The sequence below is a fragment of the Actinoplanes sp. NPDC051388 genome (assembly GCF_055586225.1).
The window spans coordinates 123053-140722 of the sequence record NZ_JBVJIP010000022.1 but is presented as its reverse complement, the minus strand read 5'-3'; the positions used below and the strand labels follow the sequence as shown (position 1 = coordinate 140722).

Genomic DNA, 17670 nt, shown 5'->3' with positions numbered 1-17670 from the left:
CTGCGACTTAAGGTCGACCTGAAGTCAACCGCTACGGAGGCGTCCGATGGAATACGCGATCGGCGAGCTGGCGGCCCGTTGCGGCGTGGCCACTCACGTGCTGCGCCACTGGGAGCAGGTGGGCCTGCTCGCCCCCGACCGCCGGGTGGCGTCCCGCCGTGTCTACAGCGAGGCAGACCTCGCGCGGGTCGCTGAGATCCAAGTCTGCAAGGACGCCGGCTTCACCCTCGACGAAATACGCGACCTCTTCACCGCCCCCGACCACGAGGCCCGCCGCGCCATCCTGCGCGCCCAGCTGGCCCAGGTCCGGGAACGCCTCGCTCGCCTGACCCTCTCCCAGACTCTCCTGGAACACGGCTTGCGCTGCCGCCACCACGACCACCGGGCCTGCCCCCAATTCCAATCGATGATTCACGCCCGCCTCGACGGCGTCCCCCTCGCCAAAGCCCTCGACCACCCCTGAGCGCACTCCGCAGAGGTTGGTCGGTGACGCCGTAAGAGCACGGCCCGCGGGCACCACGGCGGCGACGGCTCTAATACTGGCCTCAGGTTGATCGGGAACAGTAAGCGGCAAAGTATCGACTTGGAAGGGGCGGGCCGGCGTGCGGATCATGATCGCGGACGATGACGGGGCCATCCGTGAGTCGTTGGAGCGGGTGCTCCAGGTCGAGGGTTATGACACCAGCAGCGTCGCCAACGGTCTCGCTGTGCTCGACGGGGTCGGTGGGGCCGGCGGTGACGCGCTGGATCTGCTGATCCTCGACGTGATGATGCCCCGCCTCGGCGGGTTGGAGACCTGCCGGCGGTTGCGGGCCGCGGGCCGGGATCTGCCGGTGCTGATGCTGACCGCCCGTGACCAGGTCTCCGACCGGGTCGCGGGGCTCGACGCGGGCGCCGACGACTACCTGCCCAAGCCGTTCGCCACCGAGGAGTTGCTGGCCCGGGTGCGGGCCCTCCTGCGCCGACGCACGCCGGGCGATGGGGAGTCGCAGATCCTGTCGTTCGCCGACGTCCGGCTCGATCCCGACAGGTTCGAGGCGTGGCGGGGCGGGCGGCCGCTGCGCTTGACCCGCACCGAGTTCTCCCTCCTGCAGGTCCTCGTGCGCAACGCGACCCGGGTGTTGACCCGCGACGCGCTGTTCGAGGCGATCTGGGGCTTCGACATGAGCGCCACCGCCAACAACCTCCAGGTGTACGTGAGCTACCTGCGCCGCAAGATGGAAGCCGAGGGTGAGCCGCGATTGATCTACACGCTGCGCGGCCTGGGATACACGTTGCGGGAGACTCCTCCGTGAGCAGGCACGCCCGCTGGGAACCGCGCCGGCTGACCCGATGGTGGCGCCGGCGGTCCCTGCGGACCAGGCTGACGGTGATCGCGGCGACGGCCATCGCGGTCAGCGTGTTCTTGGCCTTCCAAGTGGCCAGCGAGCTAATGGACCGGAAGCTGCAGGACACTGCCGAGGAACAGCTACGCGCCGACTCCCGCGTCCTGGCGACGAACGCGGAGCGCGCCGGTCTGGCGCAGGTCGAGCTACCGCCGTATCCCGGATCCGGTCGGCTGGTGCGGGTCATCCTCCCCGACGGCTCGACCCGGACGCCGGCCGGCCAACCCGCGCTGCCCCCGGTCAGCGAGCACGCAAGGCGCGTGGCGCAGGGCGCGTCGACCGACCTGCTGGAGTCGACCGACTGGAACGACGGCTACCGCATCTACACGCTGCGGGCGGTCGACGGCGCGGTCCAGGTGGCCGACCTTGCCGACGACACCCCGATCAACCAGTTCGGGTTCGGCATGCTGCTGATCGGGCTGCTCTGCGTGGTCGGCGGCGCCCTCGTCGGACGGACCGTGGCGCGGACCGGGCTGGCACCGATCGACCGGCTGACCGCCGCCGCGGCACGTGTCGCGCACACTCGGGATCTCGACGCCGACATCCCGGATGAGGGCGGTGGGGAGATCCGGCGGCTGATCCAGTCGATCAACGACATGCTCGCCGCGCTCCGGGACTCCCGGCAGGCCCAGCGGCTGCTCGCCGAGGACGCCGCCCACGAGCTCAAGACCCCGCTCACCAGCCTGCGCCTCAACGTCGAGCTGCTGATCCGGCTCGATCGGCGCGGCACCCTGAACAGCGCATTGCCGGCGGAGAGCCGGACCCGGCTGCTCAACGATCTCGGTGCCCAGGTGGCCGAGTTGAGCACCCTCGCCGCCGAGCTGACTGAGGTGGCACGCGGTGACGTCAGCGACGAGAGCACCGAGCTGATCGACCTCGCCGACGTGGTGGTGGCCGCCGCGACCCGGGCGCGTTCCCGCGTGCCCGACATCGAGGTCGCGCTCGACGTGACCTCCGTGTGGGCGAGCGGGCGTCCCGCTGCGCTCCAGCGGGCGGTGCTCAACCTCATCGACAACGCCGGCAAGTGGTCCCCCGCGGACCAGCCGGTCCAGGTCCGGCTCCGTACCGAGGGCGCGTCGGCGGTGCTCGAGGTCGACGACGCCGGGCCGGGCATCGACGCCGCCGACGTACCGCGGGTATTCGACCGGTTCTACCGTGCCGACAGCGCCCGGGCGTTGCCGGGATCCGGTCTCGGGCTGTCGATCGTGCAGCGGGTCGTCGACGCCCACGGCGGCCGGGCCACCGTCGCCCGTTCCACACGCGGTGGCGCGCTGCTTCGGGTCGACCTTCCGGCCGCGGCCCCGCCCGCCCCGATCGCGCGCCCATGAAAAGATCCGGGACGGGCATGGTCCCCGTCCCGGACCCTCGTCCGTGCAGCCCCGCTCACCGTTGCAGCGCGGGCTCCTCGTCGTCGGCGAGCGAGTGTCGGGCGTTCGGCGGCTCCGGCGTCGGACGGGACAGCCGACTCGGCCACCACATTCGCCGGCCGATCAGCAGGGTGAGTGCGGGCACCAGGACCGACCGCACCAGCAGGGCGTCGAGCAGCACGCCGAAGGCGACCAGGAACCCGACCTCGATCAGCATCACCAGCGGAAGTGAGGTGAGGACCGCGAACGTGGCCGCCAGGACCAGGCCTGCCGAGGTGATGACGCCACCGGTGGCCGAGAGGGCTTTGAGCATGCCCTCTCGGGTGCCGAGACGCACGGTCTCCTCCCGGGCCCGGCTGGCCAGGAAGATGTTGTAGTCGACGCCGAGCGCCACCAGGAACAGGAATGCCAGCAGCGGCACCGAATAGTCGACGCCCTTGAACCCGAGGATCGTGTCGAAGACGAACACGCTGCCGCCGAAGGCCGCGGCGAACGAGACGATCACGGTGGCCATCAAGATCAGCGGGGCCACGATCGCTCGCAGCAGCAGCCCGAGGACGATCAGGACGACGGCGAGCACCAGCGGGATCACCAGCTTCTCGTCGCGGCTGGTGGTCACCTCGGTGTCGAGGTTCTCCGCGCTCGGCCCGCCGACGATCGCCTCCGCCCCGTTCACCGCGTGCACGGCGGTGCGCACCCGCTTGATCGTGTCGTACTCCGCGGCGGTGTCCGGCGCGTCGGTCGGGAACACGGAGATGTCGGCCCAGCCTCCGCTGGTCTGGCCCGGCTCAGCCATTGCCACGCCGGGAGTGCGCTTGACGATGGCGAGCACCCGCTGCTGGTACGCCGGCCGCGTGTAGATCGTCATCGGCTGGCCGCCCAGCTCCGGGAAGTGCTGGCGGAGAACGGTGAAGCCGGTGACCGACTCCGGCGGGGTCAGGAACTGGTCCTGCTCCCGCAGGGCGCCGGTGTTGCCCGTCAGCCCGATGGCGAGCACGCCGAGGATTCCGAGCGAGCCGAGCGTCGCCACCCACCGGCGGCGGTTGATGGCGGTGCCGAGCCGTCCCCACAGCCCCGGCTTCTCCTGCACGGCCGTGCTGAACCGCGGGATGGCCGGCCAGAAGATCCACCTGCCGAGCACCACGAGCACCGCCGGGAACAGCGTCAGCATGGCAACCAGCGCGCACAGGATGCCGGCCGCCCCGATCGGGCCCAACCCGCTGATGCTGTTCAGGTCCGCGACGAGCAGGCAGAGCAGGCCGGCGACCACGGTGGCCGCGGACGCGACGATGGCCGGCGCCGCGCCGCGGAGCGCGTGGACCATCGCGACACGGACGTTCTCGTGGTGGTGCAGTGTCTCCCGATATCGAGCGATGAGCAGCAGCGCGTAGTCCGTGCCGACGCCGAACACCAGGATCGTCAGCAGCGCCGAGTTCTGGTTGTCGACCACGATACCGAAGCCCTTGACGAGCAGGTAGACGGTCGCCATCGCGGTCAGTGCGGCCACACCCACGGCCACCAGCGGGACGAACCACAACACCGGGCTGCGGTAGGTGAGGATGAGCAGGACCGTGACGACGATGACGGTGGTGAGGAAGACCTGCAGGTCGATGCCGTCGAAGACGGCGTCCATGTCACCGTCGATCGCGGCCGGGCCGGTCACCTCGAGCTCCAGGCCGGCGGGGCGGTCCTTAGCGGCGTCACGCAACGGGCCGACGATGTCCTCCGGTGCGCCGTAGGTCGTGTCCACATCGAGGCTGAACATCATCGCCTTGCCGTTGTTGGACGGCCTGATCGGGGAACCCTCGTCGTCGTCCTCGCCGGCCGCCGCCGTCTTCGGCGGGTACCGCTTGGCAAGGGTGTTGTACTGGCGCTCGACCGTTGCGCGGTCGGCGTAGGTCAAGCCGCCGGCGCGGTGGTACACGAAGACGAACGTGTTGTCCTCACCGCTGGGAAGACTGTCCTCCAGCACCGCCACCTTGGTCGACTCGGCACTGGCCGGCAGGGCGTCCACGGCTTTGTCGGTGGTGACCGAGCTCAACTTCCCGCTCAACGGCACCATGACCGCCGCCAGCGCCAGCCACAAGCCGATCACCAGCCACGGCACCCACCGGCCGGCCAACCGACCGGGCGGCGCTTCCCTGGGCGGCGCTGCGTTGACTGACATCAATAGCCTCCTGACGAGTTGCATCGCTTGTCTGAGGCCGACTTCGTACCGAGCGAATCTGAGACGACCGTTAATCCGGTGATCAGGCCGGTTGGCAAAGCCCAGGCGACACAGCCGTCGGACCGGATGAGCAACGCGGCACGGCTCTCGTGCGGGTGTCGAACGGCGCTCCGGGAGTAGTACCGCGGTACCGCCTCCCTCCCGACGATGACGACCGCGGTACGACGAGACGAGACGGAATCGGTCCTAGCGTTCGGGCTATGAGGAATCCTGACAGTCCACGGTGGAAGTTCGCGGCGGGCGCCATGACGCTGGTGACAGCGTTCGCTGCTGTCGCCGCCTGCGGGTCGGACGCCGACAGTGCGGCGCCCCCAGCGGCCGGCCCGCACAGCATGCACGCGGGCGGGTCGTCGACTCCACCGCAGCCGCTGCGCGCCGGCGAGCGGTTCCTGGACCTGAAGATGGCCGAGGCCTACACGCCCACGCCGCCGGAGGGCGGCGGCTCGGACGAGTACCGGTGCCAGATGATCGATCCGGGCCTGACCAAGACGGCGTTCCTGACCGGGACCCAATTCACACCGGAGAACGTCGCCATCGCGCACCACGCCATCGTGTACGCGGTTCCGCCGGGCGGCGCTGCCGCGGTGCGCAAGCAGGACGCGAAGACCCCTGGTCTCGGCTGGCAGTGTTTCGGCGGAACCGGCGTGGCCGGCGCCGAGGTCGAGGAGGGGGACGCGGCGTGGGTGGACACCTGGGCGCCGGGTGCCACGGAGACGCTGCTCGACCAGGACGCCGGCTACAAGCTGGAGCCGGGCGGCCTGATCGTCCTCCAGATCCACTACAACCTGCTCGCGACCGACGGCAAGCCGACCGGGCCGGACCGCTCGGCGGTGCGGCTGCGGCTGACGGACGGCACGCCCCAGACCCGGGAACTCGAAACGTGGTCGCTCGACGCGCCGACCGACCTGCCCTGCACCGCCGACGAGTCGGGTCCGCTCTGTGACCGGGCGGCCTCGATCGCGGACGTGACGAAGCGGTTCGGGCCGGAGGTCGGCGAAATGGCGGACGATCAGGTGGAGGAATGCAACCAGGGCGGCGCGCCGAAGCCCGATGACACCCAGACCTGCGACCACAAGGTGGAGGCGCCGGCGACGCTGTTCGCCGGTTTCGGCCACATGCACATGCTCGGGCGGGCCATCAAGGTCGAACTCAACCCGGGCACGCCGAACGCCAAGGTCGTGCTCGACGTGCCGCAGTTCGACTTCGACAACCAGCGGCTGATGAAGCTGCCGTCGCCGGTGGAGATCGGTCCGGGGGACACGCTGCGGGTGACGTGTACGCACGACGCCGGGCTGCGCAAACAGGTGCCGCAGCTGAAGAAGCTGCCGCCCCGCTACGTTGTGTGGGGCGACGGCACCAGCGACGAGATGTGCATTGGCATCATGGCGGTCTCCCCCCGCAAGTCCTGACGATGCGTCGAACGTGTGTGAACTCACCTGAGGTCGACGAGCCGAAAGCGGCGCTGAGCTCACACACATCCCGCACTGAACGGGCGGTGACGTGGGCGGCTGCAGGCGGACCGACAGCGGAGCGGCTGAGAACTACGGTCGCGCTCTCGACGGACGCGCGAGATGAAGTGCTAAACCGGCCGCGTGAGTCTCAGGTTGTAGGCGAGGATGACGGCCTGGATCCGGTCCCGTGCGCCGATCTTGGCGAGGACCCGCCCGACGTGGGTCTTCACCGTCGACTCCGACAGCGTGAACCGTTGCGCGATCTCGCCGTTGGTGAGGCCGTGGCCGATGGCGACGAGAACCTCGCGTTCGCGGTCGGTCAGGAAGTCCAACCGGGGATCCTCCCGCACGGGCCCGCAGAGGTCATCGTCGAGCTGGTCGGCGAACGCGTCGAGCAGCCGCCGAGTCAGCGCCGGCGCGATCACCGAGTCCCCGGCGGCGACGGCCCGGATGCCGGCGAGCAGTTCCTCCGGGCGGATGTCCTTGAGCAGGAAACCGCTCGCCCCGGCCCGCAGCGCGGCGAACGCGTACCGGTCCGAGTCGAACGTCGTCAGCACCAGGACCCGCGAACGCCCACCGGCAGCGACGATGCGCCGGGTGGCCTCGATCCCGTCGACGCCCGGCATGCGGATGTCCATCAGCACCACGTCGGGACGCAGCTCGGTGATCCGACGAACGGCCTCGGCGCCGTTCTCGGCCTCGCCGACGATCTCGGTGTCGGGGGTGTTCTCCAGCAGCATACGAAAGCCGAAGCGCTGCAGCGGCTGGCCGTCCGCCACGAGCACAGAGATCATGAATGGCTGCCTTTCAGGGTCGCGGCTGTCCGGTACAGGGCCGGCGCTGAACCGTGCCGCCGTGAAGCGCGGCGCGTTCGGCCACGCCGGCGAGGCCGAGACCCGCATCGCCCGGCGATGCCTACTTCATACCGAGCGATCCTGAGACAACTGTTAAAGCGGCGCTCAGGCCGGTTGGCCGAGGGCGCGGGTTCGTCGGCGGGCCGCTGTCGTGCACGCGCAGCCCTCTGCGACCTCGCGCTCGACAAGATCGAAATAAACAGCAAGGAGCCCCGGCCGATATCTCGACCAGGGCGCAAATGCCAGATCGCGAAATGATCGCGAGCAAAACCCGAGTGGACCATCGTTGGCAGAATAAGAACCGCATACCCGCAGCTCAGGGGCCAATCGTGACGCTAACGGCCGTCCGCAGACGCACATCCTGACCGGATCACCGGTCCACCTGCCGTAGCGCCGACCCGAACCATCACCAGCATCGGCGCTACGGCCCCGGTCACCCGACCACCACTGGTGAATCATGACTGTCAACGCCGTGACCGCCTGTCTTCGGTTCGCCGCTGACATCGGCGCGGTCCTCGGCTCCCGCACCACTGAGGGTGCGCGGCGCTTCCCGCACCCGCGCGCGGCGACTGCCCAAACAGACGAGCGTCACGACAAGGTGGCACATCGTGTCGACGGGCGGGTGTCGGATATCCGTTCTCGTCATCCCTTCGTGAGCACCCGCTTGATCACTTTCAGCGAAACGTCATTGCGGCCGATCTCGTGCCGGATACAGCGGTGAATGTCGCGGGCTGTCCACCCCGGATGCTGCCGTGCCAGCCCGAGAATGAGATCGTGCTGCGTGCGGCTGATCGCCGGACGCTGGCGGCCGCAGGCCGCGTCGTGGATACGCCCGCCGATGTGGTGCGCTGGGTGTCGCGCCGGCACGACTGCTGTGTGCTCCTGTCGATCCGGGCCGAGTCGGACTGGGATCTTCTGCGACGTCTGTCCGCTGCGCCCACCACCACGGTGATCGCGCTGCTCGACGACGCCACCGTCTTCGCGGGAGCCAAGGCGGTGCGGGCTGGCGCCCGATCCGTGCTGCCCCGCACGGTATCCGGTGAGTATCGAAGGTGCACAAACACTTCAGCGCGGCGATCGCCGCCTGAACACGCCCCGGCTAGTCGTCGTTCGGCAGGTACCAGCCGTGTTCGCGTTGCCTGGTGGTTGCGTCCGGGTTGTCGCGCTCGTAGGCCCCGTTGGCGCGGCGCGTCATCTCTTCGTCGTAGCGGCATAGGCCCACTCCGATGAGCCCGGCTACGACCGCCAGGTGACCCCCCGGGCACACCGGAGATCGAATAGCCGCCGTGAGGACCGCGCCGCGAGCGTGACTACAAGCCCTGTACCTGATCGGCGCCGTGCCCGCCCAAAGCCCGTCCGGTCACGCCGCCGCGCCGCCCAAGGGTCGCAGGACGGCATGGTCACGTGCACGGATAAGTAGCCGAAGTAGTGCGGTGGAGAAGCTTTCTATATCGGCCCTGTTCCGTGCGCGGAAGTGTGTTGAATGCGCCGTGGCGGGACCGGCGGCGGTTCCCCGCCGGCCGCAGAACAGCCGGTGGACAGGCCCGAGCCGTTCTCGGCTCCGTGCCCGCTCACGGTGGCTCGGGTCGCGGTGGTGAAGGGCCCGTCGATCTCTCGATTTGGCGACGGTTACAGGCCGCTCGGGTTTGAGTCCCTTCGGGCGCGCGCCATCAAGAGGCGGTTGGGCTGCGGAAACATAGATCAACCGCCTCTCGTCGCCTGTCCACCATGGACCCGGGTGTGATCCGGGAGTGATCCGCTGTTTCGGAAGGGTCCGGACCGGTCGGCGTCTCTCGTACCAGGACCCGGCGGCTCCCAGATGGGGAGGTGGGCCGTTTTCGTCGTCCACACCCGCCGATCGGGAACTACCGATCTGGGTGGGTCTCGCAATGTGCATCGTCAGCGGCGAGGTGATTCACGGATGGTCGAACTGCCAGCTCCTAGGGGCGCGCTCTCAGCGGCGCACCATCGCGTGACGGCGGCGCGGGCCGCGGCAGCAGTGTCCGGTCGGTCGTCTGCTGCCCAGGCAAGGTAGCCGTCGGGTCGGACGAGGAATGCGGCGGGTTGTGTCGCGCTCTGGAGGCGCAGGGCACGAAGCTGTGGAAGCCCGTCGGCGATGGTGTCGGCGGCGATGCCGCCGGCGGTGCTGTCGACGAGCAGGAACCGGCCGTCGCGCAGCGCCTCGTACAGCCGGCAGTCGCCGCACGTCAGGTCTGGTGCCCGTCGCCCGGTCCACGGGTGGGCGCCGCGATCGGGGGCGGGATAGGCGATGGACAGGCCGGTGAGTCGGCCGGCCATGAGCATCCGGGTGCGACGCCAACGCAGGATCAGCCGGATCGCGGTGGCCTGCATGGCCCGGCGTGCTGCGGAGCGGCCGAGGACGAGGCGGTTGAAGTTGTCGGTCAACGCGAGTACCCGCGTGCCGACCGGGTGCCGTTCGCATTCGTAGCTGTCGAGCAGCCAGTCCGGTGCTCGGCCCCGCACGGCGGCGGCGAGCTTCCAGCCGAGGTTCATTGCGTCCTGGATGCCGGTGTTCATGCCCTGCCCGCCGAGTGGGGAGTGCACGTGGGCGGCGTCGCCGGCGAGGAACACCCGGCCGACGCGGTAGTGCCGGGCCTGGCGGCGTTCGCTGAGGAACCGTGAGCTCCACCGTTGTTCGCGCATCCCGAAGTCGGTGCCGGCGATGCGGGCGAACGCGTCGCGCATCTCGTCCATCGGCAGCGCGACGTTCAGTGGTACCTGTTCGCGTTGCCGGTCCCAGACGATGGCACGGAACCAGCCGTCCCCGAACGGCACGACGACCACGGCGCCTTCGCCGCTGGTTCGGGCGAACATGGCCTCCTCCGGCGGATGGGTTAGCTGCACGTCGGCGAGCAGGATGTGGGTCTCGTACTGCATGCCGACGAAGTCGATGCCGAGCAGGCCGCGGATCACGCTATGTGCGCCGTCGCAACCGGCGACGTAGCGGGCTGTTTCGGTGCCACCGTCGGCGAGTTGCAGGACGACGTGCGTGGTGGTGTCCTGCCGCAGACCGACGACCTCGACCCCGCGGAGGATCTCGACACCGAGGGTGCGCGCGCGTGCCTCCAGCAGGTGCTCGGTGGCGCTTTGCGGGGCGATGAGGATCATCTGGTACCGGGTGTCGACTTCGCGGAGATCAAGGGTGGCGCCGGGTGCCGGGGCTATCTCCCGGACCGGCACACCGCGCGGGACCAGGTCGTCGGCGAGCCCGCGGGCGTCGAGCAGTTCGAGGGTACGGGCGTGGACGGCGAAGGCGCGGGTGATGTTGGGTTGCGTGGCGCGCTGTTCCAGCACGCGACAGCGGACGCCGGCCAGAGCGAGTTCACAGGCGAGCATGAGGCCGGTCGGTCCGGCACCGACCACGATCACGTCGGGGTGGGTCATCGGTCACTCCTGTCTGGTTGATTGTCGGCCTTGGTTTATCGGTAGGGTCACGACGCCGCACCCGACGGGCACGTTGCCGACGACGAAGACGTCGGCGGTGAACGCAGTGCCGGTCGCCACGTGCAGAAGGCCCGCCACCAGGCCGGTGCGGACGAACCCGGCGCCGGCGGCGATGTTGAGCTGGCGGGCCGCCGGTCCGCGGTGACCGCGTGTTGCGGTCCGCGTGGTCCGGTGTGGGTGCGTCCGGGTCATGGCGGGCTCCGGGTGGTCGTGTCGTATCGGCGGTCAGGTGAGTCGGGTCCGGGCCGCGGACAGGAAGGTTCACGACCGGATCGTCTGCGGGTCTGGGGCTGCTGCGGTTCCGCCGTCAGGCGCTCGACCAGCAGGAGGGTCGCGCCCAAGTCGCGCAGGCGGGCCAGCAGGCCGTACAGGGCCGCCTGGTCGATCAGCGGGCCGGCCAGTTCGGTCGTGCCGTCGTCGGCCGGGGTGACCGCGAGGTGGTCGAGCCAGGTCGACCAGGCCGGATCGATGTGGCCGCGGATGCGGATGCGGTAGCGGGCAGGTGGACGCTCCGGTGCGCTCACGGTCTGTCTCAGAAGCGGTAGTGCAGGACGAAGCTCGCCATCCGGGACAAGATGGTGCTGTGGGCGATCAGCCGGTGGAACAGGCGCAAGAACCGCGGGAACTCGGCGACCTCCGGTTGCCGGCTGAGTACGATCTCGCTGACCAGGTGCAGCTTGGGGTTCCAGCCTTCCGGTTCGTGGGGGTCGTCCATGCCGGGAAACTCGATCATGTCGGCGACCGACTTGGAGCCGCGAGCGTGCCGGGCCACCCAGACGGCAAACCGGGTGTAGGCGTTGAAGACGAACTCGCCGCTCGGGAAATGGCTGATGAGCCGGTTCCACAACGTCTCCATCTCGTCGTGGGTGAGGAACCCCATCAGTCCGTCGGCCACGATCAGGGCGGGCCGATCGCGCGGGACGGCGTCCAGCCAATCCGGGTCCCGCACGTCCGCGCCGATGACGTGCCCGTTGGGGTGTTCCGGGATCACGCTGTTCCGGGCCGTGGCGACCGCGGGGAAGTCGACGTCGTACCAGTCGACCGTGGCCGGGACGGACAGGCGCGCGAGGCGGGTGTCGAGCCCGGCGCCGAGGTCAAGCACGACCGCATCCGGGTGGCGGGCCACGAAGGCGGCGGTCACCTGGTCCAGCTTCTTGGCCCGCAGCGCCGCGCTGAGCACGAGGTTGGCGTCGATGTTGAGCTTGCCGTAGTCGTAGTCGAGGGTGCGGACGATCTGGTCGGCCATAGCGTCGCCGAGGACGGGATGTGCTGAGCGGTTGTCGAGGGCCCTGGCGCACAGCGTCAGCCACAAGCTCTCCTCGAGCCGCGTGAAGGTCGGCAGAGTGATGGACATTGGTTCGACCTCTCTCGGTCGTTGTGGGATTTGCTTGGCCGTCAGCTTGGCGGCGCCGCCGCAGCGGCACCTCAACCGGAGGGTGGAGCGCGGGGTGGAAACCTGCGACCGGGATCAGTCCACCAGCCGCAGCGAACGGGCCCGGGCCACCGCCTGGGTGCGGCTGCCGACGCCGAGCTTGCTGTACAGGTGGATCAGGTGGGTCTTGACCGTGCTCTGTTCCACGAACAGAGCAGCCGCGATCTCGGCGTTGGATCCTCCGGCGGTGAGCAGCCGCAGCACGTCCAGCTCCCGCACCGTCAACGGTTCGAGGAGCCCGGCCCGGTGCGGCAGCGCCGGTTGGCTCGGGAAGGCCGCCAGCAGAGTGTCCACATAGGGCAGTGACAAGCCGCCCACCGGCCCGCGCGGATCGCGCGCCGCCGCGCGCAGGTCGGCCAAGAGCGTGCCCATCGCCTCGCCCTCGTCGACGAACGGTCGGATGACGCCTTCCGGCTCGGCCTGAGCGACCGCCACCGCCAACGACGCGAGCGCCGCCTCAGGGTCGCCCTGAGCGTTGTCGAGCAGCGCCTGGAGGATCGACACCCTGAGCCCGAGCCAGCCCAGGCCGTGCCTCTCCGCTAGCCGCCGGGCGGATTCCAGATGCTGTTGCGCCCGGTGCAACAGGGCGGCGTCGCCGCTGACCTGTCCCTGCGCGATCAGGATTCGCGGTGGCGTGACGCCTATGGCCTCGACGGCGGCGGCGGCGAATCTGAACAGGTCCGACAGCGCGGGCGGTTCGACCGGGGCGGTCCAGGCGGCCGCGTCGGCCCAGGCGACAGCAGCGGCCCCGGCACCGTCGGCCAGCCGCACGCGCGCCTCGGCCGCCGCCAGCATCTGGGTCACCATCGCGAACGGCCCGTTCTGGACGAGCGGCCGCACCTCGGCCAACACGGCGTCCGCTGCCGCTGTCTCGCCGTGGGCCAGGTGCAGCCTGACCATCGGCAGGCTCGCGAGCAGCACCAGCGGCGGCGCGTTCCCGAACTCGCGCAGGACAGCCAGCCCATCGGTTGCCAACGGCAGGGCTGCCGTCAGGTCGTTCTCGTCGAGGAGCAGCTCTGCCAGGACCGTCTGCAGCCGCCCCACGGTCGACGGCGTGACGTGCTCACCGGCCCACGCCAGGGCAGCCCGCCCGGCGGCCAGCGCCTGCCGGCGACGGCCGCGCAGTCGCTGGACATTGACCTGCTGCGTGCTTGCCGTCAGGCTGCCCTGGACCACCCCGGCCGCCCTTTCGGCAGCCGCGGCCTGCGCGAACGCCCCTTCGGCCCGGTCGAGCCGGCCCAACGCGAGAGCGGCCTGCCCCAGGCTGATGCCGGCGATGCCGCGGAAGGCTGCGTTGTCGGCGCCGAGGTCGGCCAGCGCCCGTTCCGCCCACGCCACGGCCCGGTCCGGCGCCGTGTCCGGCACGACAGTGGCCATGTACGCACGCGTGGCTGCGAGCGCGCTGCGTGCATCGTCGTCGACCGCCGACAGAGCGCGTTCGGCCGCGTCGATCCAGCCGGCGGCCGGTTCCAGCTCGACCCGGTGGATCAGCAGCCAGGCCCGCACCAGGCAGAGCATTGGCCGGGCGCGGACGACGGGTTCGGGCAGCGCCGCCAACCAGTCCGCCAGCGCCTGGTGGACACTCATGGTCGCAAACATGGTGGGCGTCAGCGCTTCGATCCAGGTCGCGGCATCCTCGGTCGCGCCGCCGGCAAGCGCATGGCCGATCGCCTCGGGCAGCAGCCCTTCCCGCCCGAACCAGGCGCTGGCCCGCCGGTGCAGGGCGGCCACCGCCGGCGGGCCTGCCTCGCGGGCCAGGCGGGGCCGCAACGCGTCGGCGAACAGGTGGTGATAGCGGTACCACACCCGTTCGTCGTCCAGCGGCACCAGGAACAGGTTCGCCCGCTCCAGCTCGTCCAGGGCCTCCTGGCTGTTCGCGGCGTCGGCCGTCATCAGGCTGTCGCACAGCGGGGCGCACAGCCGATCGAGCACGCTGGTGGCCAGCAGAAAGCGCCGAATCGGCGGCGGCTGGCGCTCCAGCACCTCGGCCAGCAGGTAGTCGGCCACCAGCCGGTGTCCGCCGGAGAAGGCGGCCACGAACGCCGCCGGGTCGGGCCGGTCGCGCAAGGCCAGCCCGGCCAGCTGCAGCCCGGCTGCCCAGCCCTCGGTGCGCTCGACCAGCGCCGCCACCTGCGTCGCGGGCAAGCGCAGCCCCAGGCCCGCGTCCAGGAATGCGGTCGCCTCCTCGACGCTGAAGCCCAGATCGGCGGCCCGCACCTCTACGAGTTGGCGGCGGGCCCGCAGCCGTGGCAGCGGCAGCGGTGGGTCCTCGCGGCTGGCGATCACCAGATGCAGCGCCGGTGGCAGGTGATCGAGCAGAAAGACGACCGCGGCATGCACCGCCGGGTCCCGCACGAGGTGGTAGTCGTCCAGGACCAGGACGCTCGGAGCGGGCAACGCAGCCAGGTCGTTGACCAGCTCGGTGACCACGACCTCGGGCCGCAGGGGCCGCGGGCCGTCGAGCCAGGCCAACGCCCCCCGCCCGCAGCCGGGCGCGATCGTCCGGCACGCGGCGACCAGATAGCGGAGCACCTGGTCGGCCGCCCGGTCGCGCTCGTCGAGCGCGAGCCACGCAACCGGACGGTCGACCTGGGCGAGCCAGGCGGCCAGCAGGCTGGTCTTGCCTGCACCGGCCGGGGCCGACAGCAGCGAGCAGCGACTCGCGTCCAAGCCGGCGTTGAGGCGAGCGATGAGCCGGGGGCGGGACACCAGGTCCGGACGCGGTCGGGGCATGAACAGGCGGGTGGTCAACAGCAGGACACTGTCGGTGTCCTGGATTGCCGGGCCCGCCGACGTTTCCCGGTTCGGCGATGCACCAGGGGCGGCGCCGGCGATGCGTGTGGCCAACGTGGCGGCCGCCTCGGCCAGGCGCTCGGGTGTGAGTTCCGCACCCCTGCCCAGGTAGATCTTGTGTTGACGGCCGGCGGCCGTTCGGTAGGCGACCCAGTAGCTGCCGCCACGCTGCCGGCGTTCTCTCCGCGCGGTGAACTGCCCCGCGGGTGACCGGAATGAAAACGATCGGGCGGCGTCGCCGGCGAGCCACGCGAACCAGGCCGGCGAGCCGACGGCCAGGCCGGCGGTCCCGGAGGCCGCGGTTCCCTGCAGCAGCCCGTCCGCCACAGAAGGGATCTGTCTCATTCCCTGCCCGTCCCGATCCAGAGCCCGAGTACCCAACCTACCCAACAGCCCACCGCCTGGTCGAGGCGACGACAATCCCGTCCCGGCGGCCCCGGCGGGAGCGGCGCGGCCAGGCCGGCGGGCCTCACGGCCGGCGGTCTGCCCGGCGGCGCCCCGCCCAACGGTGTGGCTGCAGGCCGAGTTGTCAACTGTGGACGGGTACAACGCACAACACGTTTCGAGTGTCGCACCCAGCTACGGGCTGTGATCCAGGAGCGCACCACCAGCCTCGCCAACAACGTCGCAGCGTCGTAGACACCACCATCGGCCAATGACCGCAGCTACTCGGGAACCTCGGAGTCGTACCAATGGGCTCGACCCACACCCTCCAGCACGGACGCGATCCCAGATGCCCGGCCATGAGCCACCGCAGCACGATCAACACCCGAGATCCAGCCCGCCTCATCGCGCGAGGAGTGCGACCGTGCGGCGGCGAGATCGGCTTCGCGGCCGATCCGGCCGTGCGAGTCAGCATCCCGACCACTGATTGCCTCCAGCCCGAGACGCCGCGTCACGGTCGCACGGCCGTGGCCGCGCCGGACTGGAACGGCCTGCCCTCGGCCACCCTCGCCTACCTGATCCGCCGCTACACCCGCTTCGGGGACGTCGTGGTCGACCTCGACGGGCACCCCGGTGTCATCGAGGCGGCCCGGTACCTACGGCGCGCCCCGGCGCGGATCGTCGCCGGCCGCCACGGTCCTCGGGTCCGACTCGTGCCACCGCCGAATGGCCGCTGGCCTCGTCGCGTGGTGCGCCGACCCGGGCCGGGCGCCAACCTCGTCCTGGTCACGCTGCCTCGCGCCGGGCGTACAGCCTGGACCTGCACGGCATTACCCGGGCCATGAGCTCGTGGCGGCCGTTGCTGCGCCCCGGCGGGTTCCTCGTCTCGGCGCTGACCGCCCCCGGACCCCAGCCGGGCACGGTCAGCCACCGCTCGACGGTCATAGCCGCCGCCCGCGCGGCCGGACTGCTCTACCACCAGCACCTCCCGTTCGTGCGGGTGGGCCTTCCGGAGCACGAGCCGCGCACCGAGCCGGAACGGCCCGACGAGGCCGACGACGGACGGCGGCTTTTCGACGGCCGCCACGTGCCGACCTTCCGGGACCTGCTCGTCTTCGCCAGCACCGCCACCGGACAGGAGACCGCCCGTGCCTGAACTGCGTTCGCCGTTCGGCATCGTCGCTCTCCAGGGTGCCGATCGGTTCACGACCGACGCGGCCGACCGGGCAACGCTGCTCGCTGCGGGCTACCTGGGTTCGGTGTGGCTGACCGGCCAGACGGCCTCGCGTGACCTGCGGCGCGGTCGGTACACCCCGGAGTCGATGGAGCACCCCGGGAAGATGATCCCGACGATCGCCCGCTACGCCATCCGCACCTACACCGCACCCGGCGAGGTGGTGCTCGATCCGATGGCGGACATCGGCACCACGGTAGTGGAGGCGATGCGGCTGGGCCGCACGGGCATCGGCGTGGAGTACGAACCCGAATGGGCCGCCCAGGCCGCTGACAACGTCCGACACACCGAGCAGGCCGGGGCGCCGGGGCACCGGGGCGCGGTGAGGTCTACACCGGCGATTCCACCCGACTGCCGACGCTCGTGCCGGCCAGCCTGCGTGGCCGGGTCGCTTTGGTGATCACCTCGCCACCGTACGGGCCGTCCACCCAAGGTCACGTCCGCACCCCCGGCACGCGGCGCGGCAAGGTCCGCAAGATTCACCACCGCTACGGCAGTGCGGACAACCTCGCCTACCGCAGCCACGACCAACTCGCCGACGGGTCCACCGAAATCCTCACCGGCTGCCGGACGCTGCTACGCCCCGGCGGACACGTCGTGGTCAGAACTGCCTGGCGCCGATCTCGACACTCACGACCACGCCCACGTCTTCGTCGGCGCCGACGGCGGCCTCCATCGCCGATCCAACTTCAGCCGCCGCCACTGGCGCCCCGCCACCGACGGCAACCCGGGCAAGGTCATCGCACCCGTAATCCCCGGCATGCACTTCCACGACCTCCGACACACCCACAAGACCTGGATCATCGAAGACAGCGTCCCCGAAGTCGCTCAGGCAAAGCGCCTCGGCCATCGCCTACCCGGAGTCCGCGGCATCTATAGCGACGTCAGCCCCACCGTCGAACAGCGCCTCATCGACGGCCTGCAGAAACGCTGGGAGAACACCGCGCATGCCCGGCCCGAACGGTGACCACGTTCGCGACGTAGTGGCGCTCACCCTGGGAGCGCACAAATCAGTCTTAGAGGGCATCTGATCCTCTAACGGGTTGATTCGCGTTCCGCTGCCGCCGGGTGGTGTGGC

Annotated in this window: 13 protein-coding genes and 1 pseudogene; 7 read left to right on the top strand and 7 right to left on the bottom strand. The window is 70.5% G+C overall.

What is annotated here, in order from left to right; genetic code table 11:
* Positions 1-46 precede the first annotated feature (46 nt).
* The 3 genes from ACZ6TI_RS40465 (at position 47) to ACZ6TI_RS40455 (ending at position 2713) form a co-directional block, all read left to right on the top strand.
* The gene (locus ACZ6TI_RS40465) at positions 47-463 is read left to right on the top strand and encodes a MerR family transcriptional regulator (RefSeq protein ID WP_465350561.1); all 417 of its coding nucleotides are present in this window, start codon (positions 47-49) and stop codon (positions 461-463) included.
* 148 nt (positions 464-611) lie between these two features.
* Complete coding sequence (locus tag ACZ6TI_RS40460; protein ID WP_465350560.1) at positions 612-1295, top strand: response regulator transcription factor; 684 nt, start codon at positions 612-614, stop codon at positions 1293-1295.
* A complete protein-coding gene (locus ACZ6TI_RS40455) occupies positions 1292-2713 on the top strand; it encodes a sensor histidine kinase (protein WP_465350559.1) in 1422 nt (473 codons plus the stop codon). Before ACZ6TI_RS40460 ends, ACZ6TI_RS40455 begins: the two co-directional genes overlap by 4 nt.
* A 55-nt stretch (positions 2714-2768) precedes the next feature.
* Here the strand turns inward: ACZ6TI_RS40455 and ACZ6TI_RS40450 are convergent, their stop codons facing one another.
* Positions 2769-4919 (bottom strand): MMPL family transporter, encoded by a 2151-nt coding sequence (locus ACZ6TI_RS40450; protein ID WP_465350558.1) that lies wholly within the window; start codon positions 4917-4919, stop codon positions 2769-2771.
* Between the two features lie 260 nt (positions 4920-5179).
* Between ACZ6TI_RS40450 and ACZ6TI_RS40445 the strand changes: the two genes are divergently transcribed.
* Positions 5180-6388: a monooxygenase gene (locus ACZ6TI_RS40445; RefSeq protein ID WP_465350557.1), complete on the top strand. Its 1209-nt coding sequence runs from the start codon at positions 5180-5182 to the stop codon at positions 6386-6388.
* 170 nt (positions 6389-6558) lie between these two features.
* On the opposite strand, the gene ACZ6TI_RS40440 is transcribed toward ACZ6TI_RS40445, so the two are convergent.
* The 6 genes from ACZ6TI_RS40440 to ACZ6TI_RS40415 form a co-directional block, all read right to left on the bottom strand.
* A complete protein-coding gene (locus tag ACZ6TI_RS40440) occupies positions 6559-7224 on the bottom strand; it encodes a response regulator (RefSeq protein ID WP_465350556.1) in 666 nt (221 codons plus the stop codon).
* Between the two features lie 702 nt (positions 7225-7926).
* On the bottom strand, positions 7927-8151 hold the full coding sequence (locus tag ACZ6TI_RS40435; protein ID WP_465350555.1) for a hypothetical protein: 225 nt from the start codon (positions 8149-8151) through the stop codon (positions 7927-7929).
* 1032 nt (positions 8152-9183) lie between these two features.
* Positions 9184-10689: an FAD-dependent monooxygenase gene (locus tag ACZ6TI_RS40430; RefSeq protein WP_465350554.1), complete on the bottom strand. Its 1506-nt coding sequence runs from the start codon at positions 10687-10689 to the stop codon at positions 9184-9186.
* 248 nt (positions 10690-10937) lie between these two features.
* The gene (locus tag ACZ6TI_RS40425; RefSeq protein WP_465350553.1) at positions 10938-11273 is read right to left on the bottom strand and encodes a hypothetical protein; all 336 of its coding nucleotides are present in this window, start codon (positions 11271-11273) and stop codon (positions 10938-10940) included.
* Between the two features lie 8 nt (positions 11274-11281).
* A complete protein-coding gene (locus tag ACZ6TI_RS40420; RefSeq protein WP_465350552.1) occupies positions 11282-12103 on the bottom strand; it encodes a class I SAM-dependent methyltransferase in 822 nt (273 codons plus the stop codon).
* 114 nt (positions 12104-12217) lie between these two features.
* Complete coding sequence (locus tag ACZ6TI_RS40415) at positions 12218-15301, bottom strand: winged helix-turn-helix domain-containing protein (RefSeq protein ID WP_465350551.1); 3084 nt, start codon at positions 15299-15301, stop codon at positions 12218-12220.
* Positions 15302-15717: 416 nt separating this feature from the next.
* On the opposite strand from ACZ6TI_RS40415, the gene ACZ6TI_RS40410 reads away from it, so the two are divergent.
* The 3 genes and pseudogenes from ACZ6TI_RS40410 to ACZ6TI_RS40400 form a co-directional block, all read left to right on the top strand.
* Entirely contained in the window at positions 15718-16203 is a 486-nt protein-coding gene (locus tag ACZ6TI_RS40410) for a hypothetical protein (protein ID WP_465350550.1), read from the top strand.
* Positions 16200-16514, top strand: a complete 315-nt coding sequence (locus ACZ6TI_RS40405) for a hypothetical protein (protein WP_465350549.1) — start codon at positions 16200-16202, stop codon at positions 16512-16514. Before ACZ6TI_RS40410 ends, ACZ6TI_RS40405 begins: the two co-directional genes overlap by 4 nt.
* 19 nt (positions 16515-16533) lie before the next feature.
* Positions 16534-17222, top strand: a pseudogene (locus tag ACZ6TI_RS40400) (TRM11 family SAM-dependent methyltransferase); the annotation flags it as partial.
* Between the last annotated feature and the right edge of the window lie 448 nt (positions 17223-17670).